The organism is Aeromonas sp. R7-2 (genome assembly GCF_040908105.1).
Classification (GTDB): Bacteria; Pseudomonadota; Gammaproteobacteria; order Enterobacterales; family Aeromonadaceae; genus Aeromonas; species Aeromonas caviae.
The window spans coordinates 269971-295258 of record NZ_JBFODC010000022.1 but is presented as its reverse complement, the minus strand read 5'-3'; the positions used below and the strand labels follow the sequence as shown (position 1 = coordinate 295258).

Here is a 25288-nt window from a genome sequence, read left to right as displayed (position 1 = left end):
CCGGATTGGGGCATAGTAACCTCGGCATCACTCACCGGCACCGGGCGAGACGGCATGTCCAACTCCCGGCAGACGCTGCGGCCTGCGCGCGCGCCAACCTTTTCCTCGACAAGGAGCACCCCATGACACAACAGTGGCAACGCATTGCCTCCCGCCTCACCGATGTGGGCGGCATCCCGGTGGCTCGCGCCATCCCGGTCAAGGAGCGGCGCACCATCGGGCCCTGGTGTTTTCTCGATCATATCGGCCCGACCCGCTTTGCCCCCGGCGCCCCCGGCATGGATGTGGGGCCCCACCCCCACATCGCCCTGCAGACCTTCACCTGGATGCTGGAGGGGGAGATCCTCCACCGGGACAGCCTGGGCAGCAAGCAGGTGATCCGTCCGGGCCAGGTGAACCTGATGACCGCAGGACGGGGCATCGCCCACACCGAGGAGTCGGTCCCGAACCAGCCCGATCTGCACGCCGCCCAGCTCTGGATAGCCCTGCCCGAGGCGGATCAGCATACCCCGCCCCGCTTCGATCACTACCCGACGCTCCCCCGCTGGCAGCAAGGGGAGATCACCCTCACCCTGCTCATCGGCGAGCACGGCAGCCAGCGCGCCCCCACCCTGCACTTCTCCCCCATTCTGGGGCTGGATCTGCACGCCCCCGAGGGAGGCGAGATCACCCTCCCCCTGGACCTCGCCTTCGAGCACGGCCTCTTTCCCCTCGCGGGGGAGACCATCGTCGCAGGGGAGGCCCTGGCCCCGGAGCAGCTGCTCTACCTGCCCCCCGGCAACCGGGAGGTAATGCTAACCCTGCGCCCGGGTGCCCGGCTGCTGCTCATCGGCGGCGAACCCCTGCCCAGACCGCTGCAGATCTGGTGGAACTTCGTGAGCGTCGACAAGGAGGCCATTCGCACCGCCGCCGCCGACTGGGAGAGCGGTCATCCGCGCTTTGGCGAGGTGACGGGTTACCAGGGGCCTCGTCTCAAGGCGCCGCCCCTGACCGGGCTCTGAGCCAGGGTTCCAAAACAAAAGAGCGCCCATGGCGCTCTTGTTGATTGGGATGAAGGCCCGTCAGGACTCCTCTTCCTGCTCCGCCTGCAACCTGGCCCGGCGGGCCATGGCCTCCTCCTGGGCACTCTCTATCTCGTGCAGCACGCCATCCAGATCGATGGCCTCCCGGCTCTCTTCGAACAGGCCGGTGAGCTCGGTCTCGGGGCCCAGCTTGCCATCCTCGAACAAGGACCACATCTCCCGGGCATAACGGGTCTTGAGCAGTTCGGGGGCATACATGCCGTAGTAGTTGCGCATATTGTCGACATCCCGCTCCAGCATGGCCCTGGCCTGGTTGTTGGCGGCGGCATCCACCACCTGGGGCAGGTCGATGATGACGGGCCCCTCTTCGTCCACCAGCACGTTGAACTCCGAGAGATCCCCGTGAATGAGCCCGGCGCAGAGCATGCGCACCACGTAGCGGATCACCTTGCCATGATCCACCAGAGCCTGCTCACGGGTCAGGGCCACGTCGTTGAGACGGGGAGCGACGTTGCCGTCGGCGTCGGTGATGAGCTCCATCAGCAGCACGCCATCGAGGCAGACATAGGGCCTGGGCACCCGCACCCCGGCCGCCGCCAGCTTGAACAGGGCATCCACCTCGGTGTTCTGCCACACCTCTTCGTGCTGCTTGCGACCGTACTTGGAGCCCTTCTCCATGGCGCGGGCATCGCGGCTGCTGCGTACCCGCCGCCCTTCCTGATAGACCACGGCCTGCTTGAAGCTGCGCTTTGACGCCTCTTTGTAGACCTTGGCACAGCGGATCTCGTCGCCGCAGCGCACCACATAGACGTCGGCCTCTTTGCCGCTCATCAGCCGGCTGATGACATCGTCCACCAGGCCGTCATCAACCAGAGGTTGGATTCGATTTGGAATTTTCATGACCGCCCTTTTACCCTATTTGCACCTTGTTTGCACCTGTTTGCTGGTGGCCTGCCACCCCTGTCAGAAACGGCCCGCAAGGGGGCCGTGTCGATCAAGGTTCCGGTGGCAGCCCCTGGCGGATGCGGCGGATCCCCGCCTCGTAGAGACCGTCCTCGCCCTGATCGTGCTCCTGGGTTTCGAAGATCTTGAGAAACCACATGTACTGCTCGGGGAAGCGGCCAAGCTGCTGCTCCACCATGCGGTTCATCTGGTTGACGTCCGCCACCAGATCCGCGGTGGGATAAGGATCGAACGGCGCCTCGATCTCCAGCCGGTAGCACCCCTCGTCCTCGTCGTAGCAGGCCAGAATGGGCACGGCGCGGGCACCGGTCAGCTTCACCAGCTTGGGCAGGGCCGGCAGGGTCGCCTTGGGGTGGTTGAAGAAGGGCACGAAGAGGCTCGCCTCCCGGCCGTGATCCTGATCCGGCAGATAGAAGAAGCTGTCGCCGCTGCGCAGGGCCTTGATGGCGGGCTTGATGCCGACGCTGCGCTCGTAGATACGCCCGCCCTTGCTGCGCTCGCGGTTGATGTACCAGTCGAACACCGCATCCTTGGGACTTTTCATCATGGTGCACATCTTGATCCCCTGGAGGGGGAAGTAGCGGCCAATCATGTCCACCGCCCAGGTGTGGGGCACCACGAAGATCATGGGGCGACCGGCTGCCCGCTCCGCTTCCACGTGTTCCCAGCCGCTCACCTTGACGCGCCCCTTGAGGAAGTCGGGGCTGCGCCAGGTCAGCTCGCCAAAGCCCAGGAAGGTCTTGAGCCCCACCCGGATGGATTTCAGCAGCAGGGCCTGACGGCCCGCCTCGTCGAGATGGGGGAAGCAGATCTTGAGGTTGGTGTCAGCGATGTAGGCCTGCTTCCTGGAGACGCGCAGCAGCAGGGGGGCCAGGTAGTCGGCCAGCTTGTCCCGTGCCCTTGCCGGCACCCAGGCCAGCAGGGAGAGCAGGGCGACGGCCAGCCAGCTGCCCCATAGACGGGGGTGCAGCAGGCGCGGATGAAAAGAGGTATCAAACACCGGATCTTGTGCGGACATGGTCGCCATCGAATCATCAAAACAGACCGTCATTTTAGTGATCCTGACAACTTTTTCTACCCTGCCCTGCACAGCGCCACCGCGCCAAGTCACTGATCAGACAAGTTAGAAATAAAAAGTGGCCCGCTTGGGGCCACATTTTTGCACCGGGTGAGCGCAAGGCTCAGGGATGAGGAGCAAGGCCCCGGCGGATGCGCCGGATCCCCTCTTCGTAGAGGCCATCCGGCCCCACCTGATCCTCACGGGTGTCGAAGATCTTGAGGAACCACATGTACTGGCCCGGGTGGCGGCAGAGCTGGCGCTCCACGCTGTCGTTCATGCGGCAGGTATCCGCCATCAGATCCGCGCTCGGGTAGTCGGCGTAGGGAGCCTCGACCTCCAGCCGGTAGCCGTGCGCCTGCTCGTCATAGCAGGCCAGCACCGGCAGGGCCCGGGCACCGGTCAGCTTCACCAGCCGTGGCAGGGCCGGCAACGTCGCCTTGGGGTGGTTGAAGAAGGGGGCGAACAGGCTCGCCTCCCGGCCGTGATCCTGATCCGGCAGATAGAAGAAGCTCAGGCCGGATTTCACCGCCTTGATCACCGGCTTGATGCCGGCGCTGCGCTCATAGACGCGGCAGCCGTGCCGGGCCCGCGCGCCGTTGATGTGCCAGTCGAACACCGGGTTGCGGGCGCTCTTCATCATGGTGCACATGGGCAGGCCCCGCTGGGCGAAGTAGTAGCCCGCCGCGTCGATGGGCCAGCTGTGGGGCACCACCAGGATCACCGGTCGGCCAGCGGCCTGCTCCGCCTCGATATGCTCCCAGCCGCTGACCTGGATCCGCCCCATCACGTGGGCGGGGCTGCGCCAGGTGAACTCGCCAAAGCCCAGCAGGCTCTTGAGGCCGACCCGGATGGAGGTCATCAGGATGGCCTCCCGCTCGGCCTCGCTCTTCTCCTTGAAGCAGATGGCGAGGTTGGTCCTGGCGATGTAGATCTGCTTCTTCGAGATGGCGCATACCAGGGGCGTCAGAGCATCGGCCAGGCGATCCCGCCAGCGCGGGGGAACGAAGGCGAGCACACCGATGGCGCCGAGGGCGAGCCAGCTCAACCAGTAACGGGGGTGCAGCAGACGAGGCTGGAATCGGGCGTCAAACACGGGATCAGATGAGGACATGGGGCACGACAAAACAATGGGAAGATAAAGTGGCGCGCATCGTGACAGGTATTACCAGTTAACGCCAACTGAATGTCGCCTGTATGGGCAACTATTTAAGCCACTTCACGGATTGACAAAATTAATCTGCTTCATTTGATTCCCCTCTGTGTCACTGCATCACGAACGGCAGACCCCGCACGGGCGGGGTCGATGACGAGGGGGGATGAAAACCTTGTGCCTAGCGGCGTGCGGGCTGCCCCGGCAGGTCATCCTGCACCGCCGGCAGGAAGAACATCAGGTAACGCAGGGCCACGTAACCCACCACCAGGGTGGCCACCCCCAGCTCCAGATAGGCCAGCTGATGGAGCTGCTCGGCATAGCGGGCCGCCTGTGGCCACTGCGACAGCAGGTGACTCACCTTGAACAGGGCGGTGGCCCCGATCACCAGGGGGAAGGTGAAAGCGGCGTAACCCGGCGAGAACGGCAGGCGCAGCAGCTTGATGAAGGCCAAGTAGATGATGCCGGTCATCAGCACGGCGATCCCGAGCAGCACCGCCACCAGCAGCAGGGAGGGATCCTGGCTCACGGTGAGGTAGCCGGCCAGCGACAGGCTCGCCGGGGCGGCCAGGATGGCGATGGTGGGCTTGGCGGCATCCGGCACCTCGTGGCTGAAGATGAGGCGATAGAGCATCAGCGGCAGCATCAGGCCGTAACAGGCCATGCCGAACCAGAGCAGGCCGGTGGCCAGGGATGCGAAGGGACCGCCCGGGTAGGCCACGTCAGCCACGATGATCCCCACCGGCGGCACAAACCAGCTCGGCACCATGTGATGGATTTCGAACGCTCTGGCCCTGTGCCAGACGAAGGTGGCGAGGAAGACGAGGTGGATGATGACCGCAAACAGCCAGAGCCCCTGCCCCAGGGTCGGGGCGAGCAGGCCGACCGCCTTGGAGACCACCATGGTCCCCATGGCGTAGGTGGGCACCACGCTGCCCACCACGGGATGGGCGAGATCCTGCCACAGCAGGCGCGGGTGGATCAGAAACTTGAAGGTCAGGACGAGGAGCAGCACGGCGGCGATGGCGGCCCCCAGCAGTTGCAGACGGCCATCGAACTGACCGGCATTTTCCCAGCACCAGCCGAGGCTGGCGATCCCCAGAGCCAGACCGGCCATGGGGGTCGGGGCGGCGGCCAGGGAGCGGCGGGTTCTTGCGATCATGGCGAATACCCTCTTGATGATGACGATGGGCATAGGATAAAGGGGGTCTATCGTTTACGATATCTAAATGAATTGAACTTAGCGTTTAGGAAAATCAAACGATATGAAGCTCACCCTGCAACAACTCAAGGTGTTTGCCACCATCGCCCGCCACGGCAACCTGGGGGGCGCCGCCAATGAACTCTGCCTGAGCAAGGGGGCCGTCTCCCAGTCGCTGCAGGAGCTGGAGCGCCAGCTCGCCACGCCCCTGTTCGACCGGGTGCACCCGAGGCTTCAGCTCAACAGCGAGGGGCGCCTGCTGCAACCGGCCGCCGAGGAGCTGCTGACCCGGATGCAGGAGATAGAGCAGCTCTTCAGCCCCGATGCCGAGCCGAGCGGCCAGCTGCACCTCGGGGCCAGCCAGACCATCGGCAACTACCTGCTGCCCGCCCTGCTGGCGGAGGGGGCCCAGGAGCTGGGGGCCGCCCCCAGGGTCACCATCGCCAACACCCACCTCCTGTGCCATGCCCTCGCCCACTTCGAACTGGATCTCGCCCTCATCGAGGGGGAGAACCACCACCCGGACCTGGTGAGCGAACCCTGGCTGGAGGACGAGATGCTCATCATCGCCGCCCCCGGTCACCCCCTGGCGGATCAGCTCGAGCTGCCCCTGCGCCGACTTGCCGGGGAAACCTGGGTGCTGCGCGAGGCGCAATCCGGCAGCCGCGAGCAGTTCGAGCAGCAGCTCCAGCCCCACCTGCCCCGCTGGCAGGCGGGGATAGAGCTCAATACCCTGGAGGCGGTGATGCTGGCGGTGGAGAAGGGGCTCGGCATCTCCTTCATCTCCCGCCTCGCGGTGGCGGATCGGCTGGCACAGGGGCGCCTGGTGGCCCTCACCCCGAGTCGCCGCTTCCCCCGCCAGCTCTCCCTCGTCTGGCACAAGCAGAAGTTCCACTCCGTCGCCCTGCGCCGCTTCCTGGCCTTCTGCCGCGCCCAGACCCTGGCGTGAGAAACCCTTCGGATACGACAAGGGCGCCATTGGCGCCCTTGTCGTTCAGCCGATGCTCCCCTCGGCCCTCAGCCCTTCCCCGGCCTCAGCCGGCGAGTCCCCCTTCAATCCAGCCGAGCACCTGCCGGGTCACGGCCTGGGGCACCCAGGGGGAGTCCAGCAGCCGGTGGCGCAGGCAATCGGCGAAGTGATCCGCCTCGTGCTGCATGCCGCCCCCCTCCACCGGCAGGTAGATGTCCGCCGGCCAGATGACGGGAGCAGGCCCCCCTTGCCAGCGAATGTGCTGGGGATTCCACCACTTGCCCTCGATGACCAGGCGCCACCCCTCCCCGGACAAGGACGCTTCCCGCTCGAGATCCTCGATGATGGAGGCCTCGAGCTCGGCCCGAAACGGCTCATCGAACGTGAAGCTGGCGGCGAGATCCACCTCCCCCGGAGCCCGCGTCAGCGTCACCTCGGGGGCGGGGCAGCCCAGCCCCAGCCGATGGCAGAGGGCGGCATGGAGCCAGAGGGGATAGACCCCCACGTCCCAGGCGGCACCGCCATCCAGCGCCGGATCGAACAGCTTGCCCACCCTGGGCTGGGTCGAACCGAACGCCGCCCGCAGCTCGCGCGGCGGCGGCAGCAGGGGCAGGCGCTGCAACAGGGCGCGCATGGCGGGGAAGCACATCACCTTCATGGCCTCGAGCAGCAGCAGGCCCCGTGCGTGGGCGAGCGCCACCAGGGCGTCCCAATCCGCCACCCGGGTCACCGCCGGTTTTTCCACCAGTACGTGCTTGCCCGCCAGCAGCATCTGCCTCACCAGGCCCGCGTGCTCCGGGTGGATGACCGCCACATAGACGGCCTCCACCTCGGGGCTGGCGGCCAGGGCCTCATAGCTGCCATAGGCGTGGGGCAGCCCCAGATCCCGGGCGAACTCGTCCGCCCGTCCCTGGTCCCGGGCGGCGATGGCCACCACCTCGGCTCCCCTGGCGTGCCCGTTCACATCGCGGCAAAAACGCCGGGCGATGGCCCCCGCCCCGGCAATGCCAAAGCGCAGGGGCGCCCTTGTCTCGTCGTGCATCGTCTCTCCTTGCTACCCAATGGTGGACCCCGGCATCACGCCGGGCGCGGGCTCCCGGCCAGGCTGCGCAGCCAGCTTATCTCCTCGCCCCAGATGGACTCGTCGATGGTCTCGAGGATAAGCGGGATGCCGTCGAAACGGTCGTCGTTCATGATGTGGTGGAACACCGCCTCGCCGAGGTTGCCCTCCCGCAGGCTGTGGTGACGGTCGACCCGACTACCGAAGGTACACTTGGCGCCGTTGATATGCATCCCCTTGAGGTACTCGAACCCCACGATGCGGTCGAAGTCGGCAAACACCGCCTCGCACCCCTCGGGGGTACGCAGATCGTAACCGGCGGCGAAGGCGTGGCAGGTGTCAAAGCAGACGCCGACCCGACTCTTGTCCTCTACCCCGTCGATGAGGGTGGCCAGGTGCTCGAACGACCAGCCGAGGTTGGTACCCTGGCCGGCGGTATTCTCGATCACCGCCGTCACCCCTTCACTGCGCTCCAGCGCCCAGTTGATGGACTCGCTCACGAGCTTGAGGCTCACCGCCTCGGGGATCTGCTTGAGATGGCTGCCCGGGTGGAAGTTCAGGTAGCACAGCCCCAGTTGCTCGCAGCGCTTCATCTCGTCCAGAAACGCATCCCGGGACTTGGCGAGGGCATCGGGGTCGGGATGACCCAGGTTGATGAGGTAGCTGTCGTGGGGCAGGATCTGCTCGGGGCGGAAGCCCTCCTTCTCGCAGGCGGCCTTGAAGGCGCGAATGCTGGCCTCGGAGAGGGGCGCCGCCTGCCATTGGCGCTGATTCTTGGTAAACAGGGCGAAGGCGTTGGCCCCGATGGCTTTGGCCCGGGCGATGGTGTTTTCCACCCCGCCCGCCGCACTGACGTGGGCTCCGATAAATTTCATCTCATCTCCTGTGCACTGTGACCGGGTGCCTGCCGCGCTGGCCACCGCACCCGTTGCCGGGGCGCCATTATGCCCAAGCCAACCCCTTGCGCCAAACCGGGATTGTCGATGGGGGCAATGGAAAAGGCGCCCGAAGGCGCCTTGATGAGAGACAGAACATCCCTGTCCGTCAATAGGCCAGACCGGCCCCGTAGGGATAGAGCGGGCTTTGTGAGTCCTTGGCCACATCCGGGGACTGGGCCAGCACCGCCTGCCAGCTCGAGGGCAGCTCGAAGGGGAGCTTGCCGCGTGCCTTCTGGGTGCCGCTCATGACATCGAACAGGGCCTGATCCAGGGCGCCGAAGTTGGCGAGCAGCACCCGGGCCGCCGGGGCGACCTCGGTCAGGATGGCGGGCCTGTCCAGATAGACGGAGAGCACCAGAGGCACCCCAGCCTGCTCGATGGCCTGGATGGCGGCATAGTCATCCGCGCCGCGGTAGACCCCTTCGTGGGCCGTCTCCTGCACCACCTGATCATTGCTGGCAAAGCCGAGCTGGCCGAAGTGGATGCTGCCAAACGGGAAGCGGGGATCCTGCTCGCCCGGGGCGTTGACCCGCACGATGGCAAGCTCCGCGTCGGCCAGGTTCGTCACCACCGTATAGCCGTTGGCCCTGGCCACCTCGGCGTTGACATTGTGCAGATAGACCCGCTTGCCGTCCGCCTTCAGCGGCAGCAGGGCCCCCTCGTTCTTCAGCAGCACGTGAGACGCCGCCTGGGCGGCCTGGGCCTCCTGCTGGAACTCGGCCTTGCCCACCAGGGCCACCGCGGCCTCGGCATCCACATAGGGATTCTCAAAGAGCCCGAGGGCGAACTTCTGTTCCAAGATCCGCTCGGCCGAGGTGGTGATGGCCGCCTCGGTCACCAGGCCGCTCTGCACCGCTGCCAGCAAGGGGGCTGGGTCTTCAACGCCACCAAACTGATCCACCCCGGCGTCGATGGCCTTGGCATAGCGCTCGGCCTTGGTGAGCTTCTCCACCCCCCAAGACATGCCAAAGGGCACGGTCCAGGGGCTCACCCCTGCATTGACTTCATCCTGGGTCAGCCCCTGCTCGCAGCGGCTGTCACAGTCATTGACGATGCCCCAGTCGCTCAGCACCACGCCGTCAAACTTGAAGTGACCCCGCAACAGATCCGTGATGATCTGGCGGTTGAAGCCAAACCCCACCTCCTCGACGGGCTGCCCATCCTGGGTCAGGCCCAGGGGCATGGCGTAGTAGGGCATCACGGCGGCCACCCTGGCCTCGAAGGCGCCCTCGAAGGGCACCAGGTGGTAGGCAAACTGGCCGCCGGGGTAGATCTGCTCCTTGCCCCAGGGGTTGTGGGCATCCAGCCCGTCCTTCTGGGGACCGGCCCCGGCGAAGTGCTTGACCACGGTGACCACGCTCTCCTTGCCTATCCCCTCGCTCCCCTGCTGGAAGCCCTCGATGTAGGCCTTGACCAGGGACTTGGCGAGCAGGTTGTCTTCCCCGAAGGTGCCGTTGATGCGGCCCCAGCGCGGCTCGGTCGCGAGATCCGCCTGGGGCGAGAGGGCCTCGTGGATGCCGACGGCCCGGTACTCCTGACGGGCGATGTCGCCAAAGCGCTGCACCAGGGCGGCATCGCCGATGGCGGCCAGCCCCAGGGTTTCGGGCCACTGGGAGAAGGCCCCGGCACCGATGCTGGTGGCGTTGGGATCATGGGTGAAGTGGTTGCGGGGATCCGTGCTCACCGTCATGGGGATGCCGAATCCCACCCCTTCCAGCAGGGCCTGCAGGGTGTTGTTGTCCGCGGCGATGGCCGCCGGATCACCGGCCATGCGGGTGATGAAGGTGTTGACCCCGTCCTCGCGCAGCATCTTGTCCATGGCCGCGAGGTTCACCCGCCCCGCCCCGTCCAGCACCAGGGTGCCGTGCATCATCAGCCCTGCCTTCTGGGCCAGGGTGAGCCTGCCCACCAGATCCCGGGCTCGCTCGGCGGCGCCGAGGCGCCAGTCCTCGTAGGGGGTCAGGGTGCCGCTGCCATCGAGGTCCTTGAATTGCAGGCCGTCCTGCTCGATGAGGGTGACGGTGCGGTGGCCCAGAACGGGCTGCTCGGGCTTGGGGGTGGAATCGTTGTCGTTGCACCCTGCCAGCAGCAGGGCCCCGATGGCGAGGGCGACACGGGTTCGGGAGAGCGAGTGGTGTTTCATTGTTGTTATCTTCCTTGTGTGTGTAGGAGTCGCCACTCTATGCAAAAGCGGCCCCTCTCACTTGCCCGTCGGGTGCAGGAAGTTGCCGGTTGGGAGCAGGATTGAAAAGTGTGAAAAGGGTTGCAGGGTTACCCTTGGTTACAAATCTGAAACATGAAAGCGGCGCTGGCTCACGGCAATCCGCCGCCGTTGGCCGATGATGGTGGGCCACCGCTGACAAGGATTTTTGCCGTGAAGACCGTCTCCAACCGGATTGCCCTGCACTGCCTCAACCACTGGCAGGCCCGCGGGCGAGATCCTGCTGCCCTCCTGCACCCCTGCGGCATCGCTCACGAAGAGCTGCTGATCCCCCAGGGGCGGCTCGACACCGGGCGCCACTTCCGGCTGCTGGCCGGGGCAGCCCCCCACGTGGATCTGGCCCTCGACTGGACGCCCCCCGCGCTCCCCGGCCTCTTTGCCGACTTCATGTCGCTGGCGAGCCTGTGCTGCAACGCCGCCACCCTTCGCCAGGCCCTGCACTTCTTCCTCGCCTACCGCCCCCTCATCGGCGAGAGCGACGAGATCCGCCTGCAAGAAGAAGAGGGGCAGGCCAGGATCAGCTACCACTCGGAGTCCGATCACCCGGACGTCATCGCCCTGAGCAGCCTGGCCAACCTCTGCCACCTCTATGCCCTGCTCCAGTTCTACCACCCGGGCCAGGGGCTGCTGGTGCTGCCCACCCCGGTACGCCCCAGGCTGTGGCGTGAGCTGGCAGGCTGGCTGGAGGGACGATTGCAACAGGGGGCAACCTTCGAGCTCCGCTTTCCCGCCGCCTTGCTCGATCTCGCCCACGGGCAGTGCAACCTGCCCCTGCAACCCCTGCTGCTCGGGGAGCTCGACCGGCAGATGGCCCAGCTTCGCCCAAGCAGCCGCTACCGGGACAGGGTGATGACACTCATTCGCCAGCAACTGTGGCAAGAGAGCGCCGAGGCCTCCTCTCTGCTCGATGGGGTGTGCGAGCACCTCAAGCTGACCCGCTGGACCCTCAACCGCCATCTGCGGGAGGAAGGGTGCCACTTCTCGGGCCTGCTGGAGCGGGTACGCCGGGAGGAGGCCTGCCGCCTGTTGCAGGATCCCGCCCTCCCCCTGCAGACTGTGGGGGAGCGCCTGGGTTTTGCCCGCCAGAGCAGCTTTACCCGCTTCTTTCGTGAGGCGTTTGCCCTCTCGCCCCGCGAGTTTCGCTCAAGGCGCAGCCGCCTCTGAGGCGCCCCCGAGATGGGCGGCGAGCAACCCCGCCAGCCAGTGGATGAAGAGCTGGACCCTGGGGGCCAGTTGGCGGCGATGGGCATAGAGGGCGTGGATGGGGAGCGGCGGCGCCTGCCACTGGGGCAGGATGCTCACCAGCTCGCCCCCCGCGAGCAGGGATTCGACCCCCACCCGCGGCATCTGGATGATGCCAAGCCCCGCCAGCGCCGCCGCCAGGTAGGTCTCGCTGTCATTGACCATGAGGGCCCCCGCCATGGGCAGCAGGGCGCGGCGGCCATCTTCTGCTAGGTATTCAAAGCCGGGCTCGCTGCGCCCCTGCCCGGCACCAAACCCGGGACCATAGTGCACCAGCCGGTGGCCCGCCAGATCCCCAAGGGTGCGGGGCACCCCGTGGCGAGCCAGGTAGCCTGCGCTGGCACAGTTGATCTGGCGATAGTGACCAAGGGGCCTGGCCACCAGGCTCGAGGGCTCAAGCGCCCCGACCCGCACCACGCAGTCAAACCCCTCGCGCACCAGATCCACCCGCCTGTCCGTGCTGCTCAGCATCAGTTGCAGGGCGGGATGCTGCGCCAGAAAGTCCGGCAGGGCCGGGATCACCAGGTGGCGGGCCATCCGGCTTGGCATGTCGACCCGCAGTTGTCCCGAGATCTGCCCCCCCTGGCGAAACAGGCCGTCAAACTCCTCCATGTCCGCCAAAAGCTCCCGACATCTGGCATAGCAGAGCTGGCCGTCCGTGGTGAGCTGCACCCGCCGCGTGGTACGCAGCAGGAGCCGGGTCCCCATGCGCTCCTCCAGCCGGCGGATGGCGGCAGAGAGGGTCGCCTTGGGGATGCCCGTCTGCTCGGCGCAGCGGGTAAAACTCTCCAGCTCGGCAACCCGCACGAAGGCTCTCATCGCATCCAGTTGATCCATGGCCTGATTGTCTCGATAAACGGAACAGTGATTCTATTATCACGCTATTTATCCAGTTTAAAAGGAACAATACAGTGATCTGGTCGGCTCGTATCGAGCCTGTGTCCGCCACCCTGACAGGAGTCATACCATGACCAGACCCATCGCCCTCATCACCGGGGCCAGCCGCGGCCTTGGCAAGCACGGGGCCCTGGCCCTCGCCGCCAAAGGCGTCGACCTCATCATCACCTACCGCAGCCAGACCGCAGAGGCGGAGGCGGTGGTGACCCAGGCCCGCGCCCTCGGCGTTCGGGCCCATGCCCTGGCTCTGGACGTGGGCGAGAGCGCCACCTTCGCGGCCTTTGCAGAGGAGGTGACGCAACTGCTCGCCCGGGAGTGGCAGCGCACCCATTTCAACTTCCTGGTCAACAACGCCGGGATCGGCATTCATGCCAGCTTCGAGCAGACCACGGAGCAGCAGTTCGACACCCTGCTCAACATCCACCTCAAGGGGACCTTCTTCCTGACCCAGGCGCTCCTGCCCCTCCTGGCAGATGGCGGTCGCATCCTCAACCTCTCCACCGGCCTCACCCGCTTCGCCATGCCGGGTTATGCCGCCTACGCCGCCATGAAGGGGGGCGTCGAGGTGCTCACCCAGTATCTGGCCAAGGAGCTGGGCCCCAGGGGCATCGCGGTCAACGTGCTGGCCCCCGGCGCCATCGAGACCGATTTTGGCGGCGGCGTGGTGCGCGACAACAAGGGGGTCAACGACTTTCTCGCGAGCCAGACCGCCCTTGGCCGGGTGGGTCAGCCCGACGACATCGGTGGCGCCATCGCCGCCCTGCTCTCCGATGACTGCCGCTGGATCACCGCCCAGCGCATCGAAGCCTCGGGCGGCATGTTTATCTAGGCGGTCATGGTTGCCTGCTGCACAAACAAGGAAGGCCCCCTCCGATGAGGGGGCCTTCCGGCATTGGGCAGACGAGGTGCGGCGCACCGGGCCCGTTACAGGGTCTTGCCACCGCTTGCAATGACCTGGCTGTACCAGTGGAAGCTCTCTTTCTTGATGCGACGAAGAGACCCTCCCTGCTCGTCCCTGTCCACGTAGACAAAGCCGTAGCGCTTCTGGTAGCCGTTGAGCCAGCTCAGGATGTCGGTGAAGGACCAGGCGCAATATCCAATCAGCTCGACCCCGTCCTGCATCGCCTCCTGGCACGCCTTGAGGTGGCTGTGCAGATAGGCGATACGGTAGTCGTCGTTCACCTTGTCCCCGGCTTCCAGCTTGTCGAACTCCCCCAGGCCGTTCTCGGTGATCATCAGCGGCAGGGCGTAGCGGGAGGAGAGCCGACGCAGGGCGATGCGCATCCCGGTGGGATCGATGGCCCAGTCCCAGTTGCTGGTCTCAAGGTGCGGATTGGGGGCCGTCTTGTAGAGGCCGGGAATGCCGCTGGAGGGCGTAGTGCCCTTCTTGCCCGTGGTGTTGATGCGCTGCATCGTCTGGCCGCCGAGGGGGTTGTCGGTGAAGGTCAGGGTGTAGTAGTAGTTGACCCCGATGTAGTCGGGGGTGCCTTCGCGCAAGAGCTCGAGATCGCCCGGCAGGATCTCCGGCGCCTCGCCGGTCTCCCGCAGATAGGCGAGCGCCGCCTGGGGGTAACGGCCGAAGCAGTAGGCATCCAGCCACCAGAGGTTGGTGAACTCCTCGGCATTCTCGAACGCCAGCATGTCGCTCGGGGCGCAGGAGGCCGGATAGGCGGGGGAGTACGCAAAGCTCGGCCCGATCAGGCCGTTTGGCACGTGCTGGCGAAACGCCTTGATGACCCGGGCATTGGCGAGAAACGCGATGTGGTTGGCGGCGAAGAAACGCTTTCTGTCCTGCACGGCGGGAGGATGGGTGCCAAGCTGGTAGGCGTTGGTCAGGTTGTAGTTCTGCTCGTTGAGGGACACCCAGTACTTCACCTTGCCGGCGAAGCGCTGATAGAGGGTCACGCAATAGCGCTCGAAGTCGTCGATGATGCGCCTGTCTTCCCAGCCGCCGTACTCATCCTGCAGGGCCTGGGGGAGATCCCAGTGATAGAGGGTCAGCACAGGCTCGATGCCGTGGGCCAGCAGGGCGTCGATGAGCCTGTCATAGAAGTCGAGCCCCGCCTCGTTCACCTCGCCACGCCCCGTCGGGTAGATGCGCGGCCAGCTCACCGAGAAGCGATAGGCCTTGAGCCCCATCTCGGCCATCAGCGCCACGTCCTCTTCCACCCTGTGGTAGTGATCCACCGCCACGTCTCCGTTGCTCCCGTCAAAGGTCTTGCCCGGCAGCTTGGTGAAGCTGTCCCATACCGAGGGGCCCTTGCCCTCCTCGTTCCAGGCCCCTTCCACCTGATAGGCGGCGGAGGCGGCGCCCCAGAGGAAACCGTTCGGGAAGTCATTGAACTTGTGATGATGCATCTGGTGTTGCTCCTTCTGCGCGGATGGCGGGGGCCATCCTGTGATACGTCGGCCCCGTACAGGGGCCCGAAATGAGTTGGCACCAGCATCCAACACTTCTAGAATTCCGTCCAATGACAAATATGGCCACCTATCATTCCTATCTGGAATCAAGCGAGGCACCATGGAGTTGAGAGACCTGAAAGCCTTCGTCACCCTGGGGGAGGTATTGCACTTTGGTCAGGCGGCGGCGCGCCAGCACGTCACCCAGTCGGCCCTGAGCAAGCAGATCCGCCGACTGGAGGCGGACCTTGGCGGCGAGCTGTTCGAGCGCAACGCCGGCAGCACCCGGCTGACGGTGCTCGGGCGCGCCCTCTACGCCGACGCCTGCACCCTGGTGGCCCAGAGCGAGCAGCTCGCCCGCAGCGCCCGCGACGTGCTGGCGGGCCACGCGGGTACCCTGCGCATCGGCTTCGGGGTCGCCACCAAGCTGCTGGTGCCCGCCGCCATCGCCCGCTTTCGGGCCAGCCGCCCCGGGGTCGCCATCGAGCTCAACGATCTCTCCACCCATCACCAGTTGCTGGCGCTGGCGGAGGGCCGCCTGGATCTCGGCTTCTGCCGCCTGCCCGCCCCCAAGGGCTGGCCGGTGCTGCCCGTGGTGCGCGCCCATTTCGTCGCCGTGCTGCCCGCAGGCTATCAGGGGGTGGCAGGGCTCGCCGATCTGCAGGAGAAGCCGCTCGCCATCCTGCGCCGGGACAAGGCCCCCTCTTTTTACGATCAGTTCATCCATTACCTCGCCCAGAGCGGCCTGCGCTTTCAGGACATCCAGTACGTGAACGACTTCGCCGCCGGCATCGCCACCGCGGCGGCCGGCATCGCCTGGACCCTGGTCCCCTCCTCCACCACCATTGAGCATCCCGATGTGCTGACCCTGCCCCTCGGGGAGGCCGACGCGAGCTGGATCATCGGGCTCATTCGCCCGCCGGGCAACGACAATCCCCTCGTCGCCCCCTTCTGGCAGACGGTGGCGGAGCTGGCGGATCCCGCCCTCACCGGCCTCATGACGACAGGGGACGGAACATCCCCCCGGGACACGCCATGAAAGGGAACCATTCGAGAATCACATTAACGATGGCATTGGGCGGTCACCCCCCTTAAAATTGCCGCACTGCCCCGACGCCACGACAAGGATCCGTTTCGTTCATGCACTCTCACTGGCTGCTGAGGTTTGATCTGCATCGCCTCATCCTTGCGCTGGCCGTCATCGGCGTGCTGGCTACCTTTGGCAACAGCTTTTACGCCATCTATCAGGCACAAAGACAACTGCTCATCGACAGCACCCTGGAGGCAAACCGGGTCTATGCCACCAAGCTCGCCGCCTCCACCGAGACCATGCTGCGTTCGGCCCAGGGACAGCTGGCCTATGGCGCGGCCCGGCTCGCCCCCTTGCTGCAGGGCAACGACCTCCATGGACTCGAGGAGGTGGCGGGCCAGTTGCGCCAGCAGACCAACACCTTCAACTCGGTGGCCATCGTGAACACCGATTCCGTCATCGTCGCCGTCTCTCCCGAGGCGTTGCATGTGAAAGGGGTCAAGCTCACCTCAGCCAATGCGAGCCGGACCCTGGCAAGCCAGCAGCCCCTCATCGCGGATCCCCTGGTCTCCCTCACTGGCAACTACCTCATCAGCCTCTCCCACCCCATCTTCTCGGCAGACAAGCGCTACCTCGGCTATGTCGCCGGCACCATCTATCTGGAGTCCGCCAGCGTGCTCTCCAGCCTGCTGGGGCAGCACTACTACCAGGATGGTTCTTATCTTTATGTGGTGGACCGCCAGCGCACCCTCATCTACCACCCGAACCCGGAGCGCATCGGCCAGAGGATTGGCAAAAACCGGGTGGTGGATGCGGTGCTCAAGGGGCAGGATGGCGCGCAAAGCGTGCTCAACTCCCGGGGCAGCGAGATGCTGGCAGGCTTTGCCCCGGTGGCGGACGCAGGCTGGGGGGTGGTGGCCCAGCGCCCCCGCAGCGCCACCCTGGCCGGTCTGGATGAACAGATGCTGGAGATCCTCAAGGGGATGATCCCGGTCACCCTCTTCATTCTCTTCGTCATCTGGCTCTCGGCCACCATCATCGCCAGACCCTTGCGGCAACTGGCCAACCGGGCCGGACTCATGGATCAGCAGGGGGCCGCCACCAGCATCTCGGGGATCCGCGCCTGGTATTTCGAAGCGGCCCAGTTGAAGCAGGCCATCCTCAAGGGGCTGGGGCTGCTCAACACCAAGATCGACAAACTGCACACCGACAGCCACACCGATCCCATGACGGGCCTGTTCAACCGCCGGGCCATGCAGCAGATGCTGGACGAGTACGAGGTCGAGCGTCAGCCCCTGACGGTGATTGCCCTGGACATCGATCACTTCAAGGCCATCAACGACCGCTTCGGTCACGACGTGGGGGATGCCGTCATCGTCTCCCTCGCCACCCTGATGCAGCAGGATCTGCGTTCCGATGCCGCCTTGTGTCGAAGCGGCGGCGAAGAGTTCCTGCTGCTGCTGCCCGGGGTCTCCCTTGTACAGGCGCAGAAGATCGCCGAGCGCCTGCGTACCCGGGTGGCGAGCCACGACATGGAGGTAGCAGGCCACATCACCATCTCCCTCGGCGTCGCCCACTGGGGGGCGGATGCCACCAGCATCGCCGCCGTGCTCAAGGAGGCGGACAAGGCGCTCTATGATGCCAAGAGCCAGGGCCGAAACTGCGTGGTGGTGGCCCTGGGCTGATCGGCCCAGGCTTTGCCGGACACCGTTCGGCCATAAAAAAACCCCTGCCATGGCAGGGGTCGGACGGTATCCATGTCAGGAGATCAGAGCGTGACAGCCAAGCTCTCGACCGAGGCGGCGCTCGGGGTCACCAGTACGGGCACCGATTTGGAGGTGGGGGTGAAAGAGCCCTCCCCTATGCTCTCGATGGCCACCAGGGGGTTGGTCTCCGGGTAGTAGGCGGCGATGTTGCCTTTCGGGATCTCGTAGAAGATGACGCTAAAGCCCCGCACCACCCGCTCGCGCCCGTCGTTGCACACCGCACTCATGTCCACCCGCTGCTCCTCGGCGAGCCCCAGCCTCCTGGCATCCTCCTCGTTCATGAAGACCACGTTGCGTCGCCCCTTGATGCCGCGATAGCGGTCATCCATGCCATAGATGGTGGTGTTGTACTGATCGTGGGAGCGCAGGCTCTGAAGCAGCAGCACGGGCTGGTCCACCATCTGCTCCGCGTGGCTGGTGCACTCGGGCAGGATGGAGTCCGGCAAACGGCTCGCCCTGAATTCGGCGCGCCCGCTCGCGGTGTTCCAGCGCAGCAGGGCGGCGCTGTTCTCCAGATGGAAGCCGCAGGGCTCCTCGATGCGGCGGTTGAAGTCGCCAAAGCCCGCGATGGTCTCCTCGATGAGATCCCGCAGCCGCCCGTAGTCATCCCGCAGCGCTAGCCAGTCCACCCGTTCGCTGCCAAGCGTTGCCTCGGCCATGCGGGCCACGATGTCTATCTCGGAGAGACAGAGCGGCGAGACCGGCTCGTTCATCCCGGTGGAGGCGTGCACCATGCTGAAAGTGTCCTCCACGGTGATCTTCTGCACCCCGGTGCGCTGCTGATCGAGCTCGGTACGGCCCAGGCAGGGCAGGATCAGGGCATCTTTTGACACCATGAGGTGGCTGCGGTTGAGCTTGGTGCTGATCTGCACGTTGAGCTCGCTCCTTCGCATCGCTTCATAGGTGAACTCGGTATCCGGCGCGGCGGCTGCCAGGTTGCCCCCAAGGCAGATGAGCACCTTGCTCTTGCCGCCATGAAGGGCTTTGAGGGCCTCGTAGACGTTGTGCCCCGGCGTGCGCTTGAAGCCCACCGGGAAGCGGCGCTCCAGGCGATCGAGGAAGGCGGCATTGGGTTTCTCGTTGATCCCCATGGTGCGGTTGCCCTGCACGTTGCTGTGACCGCGCACCGGACAGAGTCCGGCCCCCGGCTTGCCAATCTGGCCGCACATCAGGTGCAGGTTGACGATTTCGCGAATGGTGTCGACCGAATGCTTGTGCTGGGTGATCCCCATGGCCCAGCAGCTGATCACGCTCTCGCTGCTTGCGAAGATCTGCGCCGCCCGGGTGATCGCCTCCCGACCGAGGCCGGATTGCGCCTCGATCTGCGTCCACTCCGTGGCCTTCACCTGGGCCAGGTAGTCGTCAAAGTGCGCGGTATGCTGCTCGATGAAGGCGAGATCGATGCGCCCCCCCTCCTCTTCCAGGATGTATTTCGCCATGCCGCGAATGGCCGCCATGTCACCGCCAAGTTTTGGCGTGAGGTACTGGTGGCTAATGGTGGTGGCCGCCGGGGTCAGGAGCTCCGCCGGGCTCTGGGGGCTTGCGAAGCGCTCGAGGGCCACCTCTTTGAGGTTGTTGAAGGTGACGATCTGGCACCCCTGGCGTGCCGCCTTGCGCAGGGCGTTCATCATGCGCGGGTGGTTGGTGCCCGGGTTCTGGCCAAAGACGAAGATGGCTTTGGCGGCGTCGAAATCATCGAGCACCACGGTGCCCTTGCCCACCCCGACGGACTGGATAAGCCCCACCCCGCTCGCCTCGTGGCACATGTTGGAGCAGTCGGGGAAGTTGTTGGTGCCATAGAGGCGGCCAAACAGCTGATAGAGGTAGGAGGCTTCGTTGCTGGCGCGTCCCGAGGTGTAGAACTCCACCTCGTCGGGGCTGGCCAGACTCTTGAGTTTGTCGGCGATGAGGGCAAACGCCTGATCCCAGCTCACCGGCTCGTAGTGATCGGTGGCCGGGTTGTAGCGCAGGGGCTCCGTCAGTCGCCCCTGATATTCGAGCCAGTAGTCGCTCTGGGTGGCGAGACGGCGCACCGAATGCTCGGCGAAAAAATCGGCCCCCACCGTCTTGCCGGTGGATTCCCAGGCCACCGCCTTGGCGCCGTTCTCGCAAAACTGGAAGGCCCCCTGCTTGTTGTCACCCCAGGCGCAGCCGGGACAGTCGAAGCCGTCGGTCTGGTTGACCCGCAGCAGGTTCTTGATGTTCTGGCGGGTCTTCTGGCTGCGCAGCACCTGCTTGAAGGTGGACTGCAGGGAGGAAAAGCCGCCGGCCTTGGCCGGTTTCTCAATATGACTGGACATGGGAATCTCCAACGTGATCCTGGGCGCGGGGGCTGGCATAGCAGACCGGGGCATCGGATCGGGGCACATGGATCAGGGTCAGGTTGTACTTCAGGGCCAGTCGCACCGCGAGCTGGCTGGGTGAAGCAAGGCTGATGAGGTGAGCGGCGCCAAATTGCACCGCCTTGTGAATGAGTTCGCTGCCGCAGCGACTGGTGATGACCAGGGTGGCGGCCTGCACCGGCTGGCGCAGCTGCATGCCGATGAGCTTGTCCAGGGCGTTGTGCCGCCCTATGTCCTCCCGGCAGGCCAGGATCTCGCCGCGGTCATCCAGCGCCAGGGCGGCATGAAGGGCGCCGCTCTGGCGGGCCTTGCTCTGCCAGGGGACGATGCGCTCCCGCAGATCCTGCAAAGAGGCGGTGTCGAAGGGGGCGCCCGGGGTCAGCGGGGTGAGCACGGGCAACGCATGTTCGATGGCCTCCACACCGCAGATGCCACAGCCGCTGGCACCGGCCAGGCGGCGCTTGCGCTGACCAAGCACAGCCAGACAGCGGTTGGCGATGGTGACATCGAGCACGATGCCGTGCTCGGACGGGGTGCTCTGGATATCGTGTACATCGTGGTTGCCCCCGATGATCCCCTCGCCAAACAGAAAACCGATGGCGAAATCGTCGAGATCGTCCGGGGTGGCCATCATGACGGCATGGTTGATGCCGTTGATGTTGACGGACACGGCCACCTCCTCCACCAGCTCATCCAGACTGGGCAACCGTGAATTGAAAGGGATCATGCGAGACGCTTATAAGCTGTATTCGGGCCTCAAGTTTAGATAAGCCGCCGCGCCAAAACCAATGAAACAAATCTATTCACCAATAGATAACTTCTATTGCCATCGGGATGTCGATTGATTAAATTTGTCGCTCATTGCCTTTGCCTGCTGCCATTACCACGATGAATATCAAGCAGTTGCACTATTTCTACGAGCTGGCCCAGCACCGTCACTTCGCCAAGGCGGCCAAGGCTTGCTTCATCACCCAGCCGACCCTGTCGGCCAGCATCACCGCCCTGGAGAAGTCACTTGGCACCGAACTGGTGGTGCGCAACAGCCAGTTCGTGGCACTGACCCAGGCGGGGGAAGTGGTGCTGCACCACGCCGAGCGGATGCTTCAGGAACAGGATGCCATGCGCCAGGAGCTCAGCCTCTTTCGGGGCGGGCTGTCGGGTGCGCTGCGCATCGGCGTCGTGCCCCAGTCGAGCATCGACATCATGCCGCTGCTCAAGGGGTTCAATGACGCCTACCCCAAGGTGGGCCTGCACCTCTGCGTGATGACCCATGCCACCCTGATGGAGCAGCTGGATCTGCATCGCATCGACATCGGGCTCGGCTTTGACGAGTTGCTCACCGAGCATCAGCGCCGGGCCCTCGACGTCCAGCTTCGCCACCCCAACCCCATGGCCCTGCTGGGCCCCCTGCCTGCCCACTGCGCCCCGACCGGGCCACTGACCCTGGCGGACTTGCAAGATCTCCCCCTGATCCTGCCAAGCACCACCATGCAGTTTCGCCGCTACCTGGACGAGGCCGCCGCCCGCCAGCAGATCAGCCTGCGGGTGGTGCTGGAGACCGACTCCCTGTTCCACCTGGTCAACGGGGTGAGCCACGGCCTGGGCTGCGCCGTGGTCAGCGCCGGCATCGCCGCCACCGCCCAGCAGCTCTTCAAACTGCCCTGCCATCCCCTGAGCGATGCGAGCGCAGGCACCATCGCCTTCATCACCCGAAAACACAGTGTCACCCCCGCCATGAAGGCGTTTCTCGCCAAGGCTGGGGCATGAAAAAGGCAGCCCATGGGGGCTGCCTGCACTGATCAAGGGGGGAACTTGCGCCTCTCCTGGCGTCAGCCTGCCCCTTGCTGTTTGTCCAGCGCCGCGATGAAGGCGCTCGCCAGGGCATGGTCGGAGAAGGGGTTTTGACCGGTGATAAGCTCGCGATCGATCACAACGCCAGGCTGCCAGGGTGCCACGAACTGCATGCTGCCGCCGGCCTGGGCCATGGCCTTCGCCGGGTAGTAGCGCAGCGTGTCACCCCCCAGGGAGCCTTCAAACACCGCCTCTTCCTTGTCGGAGAAGATGGTCATCCTGTAACCGTCGTAGATCCACTTTCTGGCGCCGTCCCCCTTGCCTGCAATAACCGACTGCTCGAACCCGGCCGGATCCGCCTGCGCCGCCAGCAGCGCGATGGGGCCGTGGCAGATGGCGGCCGTGGGTTTGTGGTTGTCATGGAAGTGGCGAAGCAGGGTCCCCACCTCGGGATCCTTGGCAAGATCGATGAGGGGCGCATGGCCGCCGGGAATGAAGAGGCCGGCATAGCGCTCGGGACCGGATGCCAGCACCTCCCTCAGGGAGAGCACCTTGCCGGCGCCAAGCAGCCCCTCCACGACGGCGCCGATGCGCACCATCTCCTGCGGGTTGCCACCAAAGTACTGGGGATCGACGGAGTGTTTGTCGACAACGGGCCGGTTCCCTCTCGGGGTCACCGGGGTCAGGGTATAACCGGCCTCCAGCAGGGCGGCGGCAGGCACCCCCAGTTCATTCTGGTAGAAGCCGGTGGTCAGGCTCTTGCCCCCTTGCAGCGGCAGTTCGGTCTCGCTCGAGAGCAGCACCAGGATCTCGCCTTTCGGGGCGGCGCTGGCCGCAGCGGAGGTCGCCAGCAGCAGTGAGGCCAGCACGGCCTTGAGGGTGTTCTTCATCGTGATCTTCCTTTTGATGGCAGTGATCGATCGGGCGGCCACCGGGCCGCCCTCGATGAGCAATTTACTGATTACCCAATGACGAATAAACTCACACCATTGAACTTGATTATTTACATGGATGAACATATGTCCCGTGCCTTCGACCCCGTCCAGCTCGGCACCATAGAGCTCTTTTGCAAGGCAGCCGAACTTGGCAGCTTTACCGCCACGGCTCAGGTGCTGGGGGTGACGCCCGCCTCGGTGAGCCGCTCCATCCAGCGTCTCGAGGCCAGGCTCGGCGTCAAACTCTTCCATCGCACCACCCGCAGCGTGCGCCTCACCCATGACGGGGAGCTCTATCGGGAACAGTGCCAGCAAGCGCTCGAGCAGATCGCTGAGGCCGAGCGGGCCATCACCGGCCGCCAGCGCCACCCCAGAGGAGTGCTGCGCATCAGCGTGGGCACCGTCTATGCCCACCACCGTCTGGTGCCCCTGCTGCCGGGCTTCATGGCGGCCTATCCCGAGGTCGAGCTGGAGCTCAATGTCTCCAACAGGAACATCGACTTCGTGGAGGATGGTTACGATCTGGCCATCCGGCTGGGGGAGCCGCGCGATGGGAGGATCATCGCCCGCAAGCTGGAGGATGCCAGCCTCGGGGTCTTCTGCGCCCCCGATTATGCCGCCCGCCGCCCCGCGCCAACCTCCCTGGAGATGCTGTCGCAACATGATCTGATCCAGTTCATCACCCCGAGCACGGGTCGCCCCTTCCCCTGGCAGTTCGTGAACGAGCAGGGGGACCCTGTCGACCTTCATGTTCAGAGCAGACAGCGGGTGCTTGACGATGTGCTGGCGGGCCTGGGCTGGGCGGTGGCTGGGGGCGGTCTGTTCCAGATCTACCATTTCGTGGCAGCCGAGGCGCTGTTGCAAGGCAAGCTGATCGAGGTGATGACCCCCTTTGCGGGGCGATCCCGCCCCTTCTACGCCCTCTATCCACAGCACCGTCACCTCTCGGCCCGGGTCCGGGCCTTCGTGGATTATCTGCTGGCAGCGGTGCACCCCGAAGGGTCGCCTGTGCCAGGGGAATATCCCCCTCTTCGTTGACGAGGGCCCCTCATCTGCGTGCCTGCGCCCCCGATACCGGGGGCAAAAAGCAGGTGGCACTCTGGACACAATGGTTGCCTAATTAAATAAATATGCATAAAAATCAATACAGGCAGGGCTCGATATATGAACTCCTCTGCTGTTTGTATGAAGCATCGTGCTGCTGAAAATTTTCTGTGAGCCACCTCCCGCCGTTTAATTCAAGAGCCTATAACCTTGACCCGTACAATAAAAACCTGACGTGTTCCGGTTTATTTCACCATGCATCACAAAGGAGTGTCATATGTATAAAAAAGTGAAACTGGCGAGCATTATCAGCACCCTTATTCTCTCGGCCACTGCATATTCTGCAGAGATGACCGTGGGCTTCTCGCAAATTGGTTCTGAATCCGGGTGGCGAGCTGCAGAAACATCGGTCGCCAAGAGCGAAGCCCAAAAACGCGGCATCATCCTGAAAATTGCCGATGCCCAGCAGAAACAGGAGAACCAGATCAAGGCCATTCGCTCCTTTATTGCCCAGGGGGTGGATGCCATCTTTATTGCCCCCGTGGTACAGACTGGCTGGGAGCCGGTATTGCAGGAGGCGAAAGAGGCCGAGATCCCGGTCTTCCTGCTGGATCGCAATATCACGGTAAAAGATGACGGTCTCTTCATGACCGGGGTCGCCGCCGACAGCGTCCACGAAGGGGAAGTGGCAGCCCAGTGGCTCATCAAGCAGCAGGATGGCAAACCGTGCAACGTGGTTGAATTGCAGGGCACGGTGGGTGCCAGCGTGGCGCTGGATCGCAAGAAGGGCTTCCTCGACACCGTCTCGGCCGTGCCCACCATCAAGATCATCCGCACCCAGTCCGGCGATTTCACCCGCAGCAAAGGCAAGGAAGTGATGGAGAGCTTCATCAAGGCGGAAAATAGCGGCAAGAATATTTGCGCCGTCTACGCCCATAACGATGACATGGCCATCGGCGCCATCCAGGCCATTAAAGAGGCCGGGCTGAAACCGGGCAAGGATATCAAGATCATCTCCATCGATGGCGTGCCGGATATTTTCAAGGCGATGATCGCAGGCGAAGCCAATGCCTCGGTGGAGCTCACGCCGAATATGGCGGGACCGGCCTTCGATGCCCTGCTGGCCTATAAGAAAGATGGCACCCTGCCCCCCAAACATATCAAGACGGAGTCCAAACTGTTTGAGCCCGGGAGTGCCGAGGCGCAGCTCGAGCTGAAAAAAGACATGGGTTATTAATCCCGCTCCCCCGCCAGAC

Annotated in this window: 21 protein-coding genes; 9 read left to right on the top strand and 12 right to left on the bottom strand. The window is 64.8% G+C overall.

What is annotated here, in order from left to right:
- The first annotated feature begins 122 nt into the window (after window positions 1-122).
- Window positions 123-1001: a pirin family protein gene (locus AB5Y47_RS08595; RefSeq protein ID WP_319907257.1), complete on the top strand. Its 879-nt coding sequence runs from the start codon at window positions 123-125 to the stop codon at window positions 999-1001.
- A gap of 60 nt (window positions 1002-1061) precedes the next feature.
- On the opposite strand, the gene AB5Y47_RS08590 is transcribed toward AB5Y47_RS08595, so the two are convergent.
- From AB5Y47_RS08590 to AB5Y47_RS08575, 4 genes are all read right to left on the bottom strand, one after another.
- Window positions 1062-1922 carry a PA4780 family RIO1-like protein kinase gene (locus AB5Y47_RS08590; protein ID WP_029314478.1) on the bottom strand — a complete coding sequence of 287 codons (861 nt, stop codon included), beginning with the start codon at window positions 1920-1922 and terminating at the stop codon, window positions 1062-1064.
- Window positions 1923-2016: 94 nt separating this feature from the next.
- Window positions 2017-3012: a lipid A biosynthesis acyltransferase gene (locus AB5Y47_RS08585; protein WP_029314477.1), complete on the bottom strand. Its 996-nt coding sequence runs from the start codon at window positions 3010-3012 to the stop codon at window positions 2017-2019.
- Window positions 3013-3166: 154 nt separating this feature from the next.
- A complete protein-coding gene (locus tag AB5Y47_RS08580) occupies window positions 3167-4156 on the bottom strand; it encodes a lipid A biosynthesis (KDO)2-(lauroyl)-lipid IVA acyltransferase (protein ID WP_045524804.1) in 990 nt (329 codons plus the stop codon).
- Between the two features lie 220 nt (window positions 4157-4376).
- The gene (locus AB5Y47_RS08575; protein WP_039039171.1) at window positions 4377-5357 is read right to left on the bottom strand and encodes a TDT family transporter; all 981 of its coding nucleotides are present in this window, start codon (window positions 5355-5357) and stop codon (window positions 4377-4379) included.
- A 103-nt stretch (window positions 5358-5460) separates the two neighbouring features.
- Here AB5Y47_RS08575 and AB5Y47_RS08570 point away from each other — a divergent pair, with 103 nt between their 5' ends.
- A complete protein-coding gene (locus AB5Y47_RS08570; protein ID WP_010674621.1) occupies window positions 5461-6345 on the top strand; it encodes a LysR substrate-binding domain-containing protein in 885 nt (294 codons plus the stop codon).
- Between the two features lie 85 nt (window positions 6346-6430).
- Here the strand turns inward: AB5Y47_RS08570 and AB5Y47_RS08565 are convergent, their stop codons facing one another.
- The 3 genes from AB5Y47_RS08565 to AB5Y47_RS08555 all read right to left on the bottom strand — a co-directional run bounded on the left by AB5Y47_RS08565 (window position 6431) and on the right by AB5Y47_RS08555 (window position 10507).
- Window positions 6431-7408 carry a Gfo/Idh/MocA family protein gene (locus tag AB5Y47_RS08565; RefSeq protein WP_368220137.1) on the bottom strand — a complete coding sequence of 326 codons (978 nt, stop codon included), beginning with the start codon at window positions 7406-7408 and terminating at the stop codon, window positions 6431-6433.
- Window positions 7409-7443: 35 nt separating this feature from the next.
- The gene (gene nfo / locus AB5Y47_RS08560; protein WP_041215226.1) at window positions 7444-8301 is read right to left on the bottom strand and encodes a deoxyribonuclease IV; all 858 of its coding nucleotides are present in this window, start codon (window positions 8299-8301) and stop codon (window positions 7444-7446) included.
- 169 nt (window positions 8302-8470) lie between these two features.
- On the bottom strand, window positions 8471-10507 hold the full coding sequence (locus AB5Y47_RS08555; RefSeq protein WP_319872727.1) for a glycoside hydrolase family 3 N-terminal domain-containing protein: 2037 nt from the start codon (window positions 10505-10507) through the stop codon (window positions 8471-8473).
- A gap of 231 nt (window positions 10508-10738) precedes the next feature.
- Here AB5Y47_RS08555 and AB5Y47_RS08550 point away from each other — a divergent pair, with 231 nt between their 5' ends.
- Entirely contained in the window at window positions 10739-11749 is a 1011-nt protein-coding gene (locus AB5Y47_RS08550; protein WP_368220136.1) for a helix-turn-helix domain-containing protein, read from the top strand.
- Here AB5Y47_RS08550 and AB5Y47_RS08545 read toward each other — a convergent pair.
- The gene (locus tag AB5Y47_RS08545; RefSeq protein WP_213319362.1) at window positions 11729-12664 is read right to left on the bottom strand and encodes a LysR family transcriptional regulator; all 936 of its coding nucleotides are present in this window, start codon (window positions 12662-12664) and stop codon (window positions 11729-11731) included. The genes AB5Y47_RS08550 and AB5Y47_RS08545 overlap by 21 nt on opposite strands.
- Window positions 12665-12794: 130 nt before the next feature.
- On the opposite strand from AB5Y47_RS08545, the gene AB5Y47_RS08540 reads away from it, so the two are divergent.
- Window positions 12795-13553: an SDR family NAD(P)-dependent oxidoreductase gene (locus AB5Y47_RS08540; protein ID WP_368220135.1), complete on the top strand. Its 759-nt coding sequence runs from the start codon at window positions 12795-12797 to the stop codon at window positions 13551-13553.
- A gap of 95 nt (window positions 13554-13648) precedes the next feature.
- On the opposite strand, the gene AB5Y47_RS08535 is transcribed toward AB5Y47_RS08540, so the two are convergent.
- Window positions 13649-15082, bottom strand: coding sequence for a glycoside hydrolase family 1 protein (locus AB5Y47_RS08535; RefSeq protein ID WP_368220134.1), 1434 nt, complete (start codon window positions 15080-15082; stop codon window positions 13649-13651).
- A gap of 163 nt (window positions 15083-15245) precedes the next feature.
- Here AB5Y47_RS08535 and AB5Y47_RS08530 point away from each other — a divergent pair, with 163 nt between their 5' ends.
- Together AB5Y47_RS08530 and AB5Y47_RS08525 are read left to right on the top strand one after the other, a co-directional pair.
- Entirely contained in the window at window positions 15246-16163 is a 918-nt protein-coding gene (locus AB5Y47_RS08530; RefSeq protein ID WP_151028239.1) for a LysR family transcriptional regulator, read from the top strand.
- Between the two features lie 101 nt (window positions 16164-16264).
- Window positions 16265-17839 carry a sensor domain-containing diguanylate cyclase gene (locus tag AB5Y47_RS08525; protein WP_368220133.1) on the top strand — a complete coding sequence of 525 codons (1575 nt, stop codon included), beginning with the start codon at window positions 16265-16267 and terminating at the stop codon, window positions 17837-17839.
- A gap of 83 nt (window positions 17840-17922) precedes the next feature.
- Here the strand turns inward: AB5Y47_RS08525 and AB5Y47_RS08520 are convergent, their stop codons facing one another.
- Both AB5Y47_RS08520 and fdhD read right to left on the bottom strand, forming a co-directional pair.
- Complete coding sequence (locus tag AB5Y47_RS08520; protein ID WP_368220132.1) at window positions 17923-20220, bottom strand: FdhF/YdeP family oxidoreductase; 2298 nt, start codon at window positions 20218-20220, stop codon at window positions 17923-17925.
- Window positions 20204-20989 (bottom strand): formate dehydrogenase accessory sulfurtransferase FdhD, encoded by a 786-nt coding sequence (fdhD, locus tag AB5Y47_RS08515; protein ID WP_045524794.1) that lies wholly within the window; start codon window positions 20987-20989, stop codon window positions 20204-20206. Before fdhD ends, AB5Y47_RS08520 begins: the two co-directional genes overlap by 17 nt.
- A gap of 161 nt (window positions 20990-21150) precedes the next feature.
- Here fdhD and AB5Y47_RS08510 point away from each other — a divergent pair, with 161 nt between their 5' ends.
- Window positions 21151-22029, top strand: coding sequence for a LysR family transcriptional regulator (locus AB5Y47_RS08510; protein WP_048208684.1), 879 nt, complete (start codon window positions 21151-21153; stop codon window positions 22027-22029).
- A gap of 62 nt (window positions 22030-22091) precedes the next feature.
- Here AB5Y47_RS08510 and AB5Y47_RS08505 read toward each other — a convergent pair whose 3' ends face one another.
- Window positions 22092-22943 (bottom strand): type 1 glutamine amidotransferase domain-containing protein, encoded by an 852-nt coding sequence (locus tag AB5Y47_RS08505; RefSeq protein WP_368220131.1) that lies wholly within the window; start codon window positions 22941-22943, stop codon window positions 22092-22094.
- Between the two features lie 117 nt (window positions 22944-23060).
- On the opposite strand from AB5Y47_RS08505, the gene AB5Y47_RS08500 reads away from it, so the two are divergent.
- Together AB5Y47_RS08500 and ytfQ are read left to right on the top strand one after the other, a co-directional pair.
- Window positions 23061-24026 (top strand): LysR family transcriptional regulator, encoded by a 966-nt coding sequence (locus AB5Y47_RS08500; RefSeq protein WP_234916744.1) that lies wholly within the window; start codon window positions 23061-23063, stop codon window positions 24024-24026.
- Between the two features lie 283 nt (window positions 24027-24309).
- A complete protein-coding gene (ytfQ, locus tag AB5Y47_RS08495; RefSeq protein ID WP_010674607.1) occupies window positions 24310-25269 on the top strand; it encodes a galactofuranose ABC transporter, galactofuranose-binding protein YtfQ in 960 nt (319 codons plus the stop codon).
- Window positions 25270-25288 lie beyond the last annotated feature (19 nt).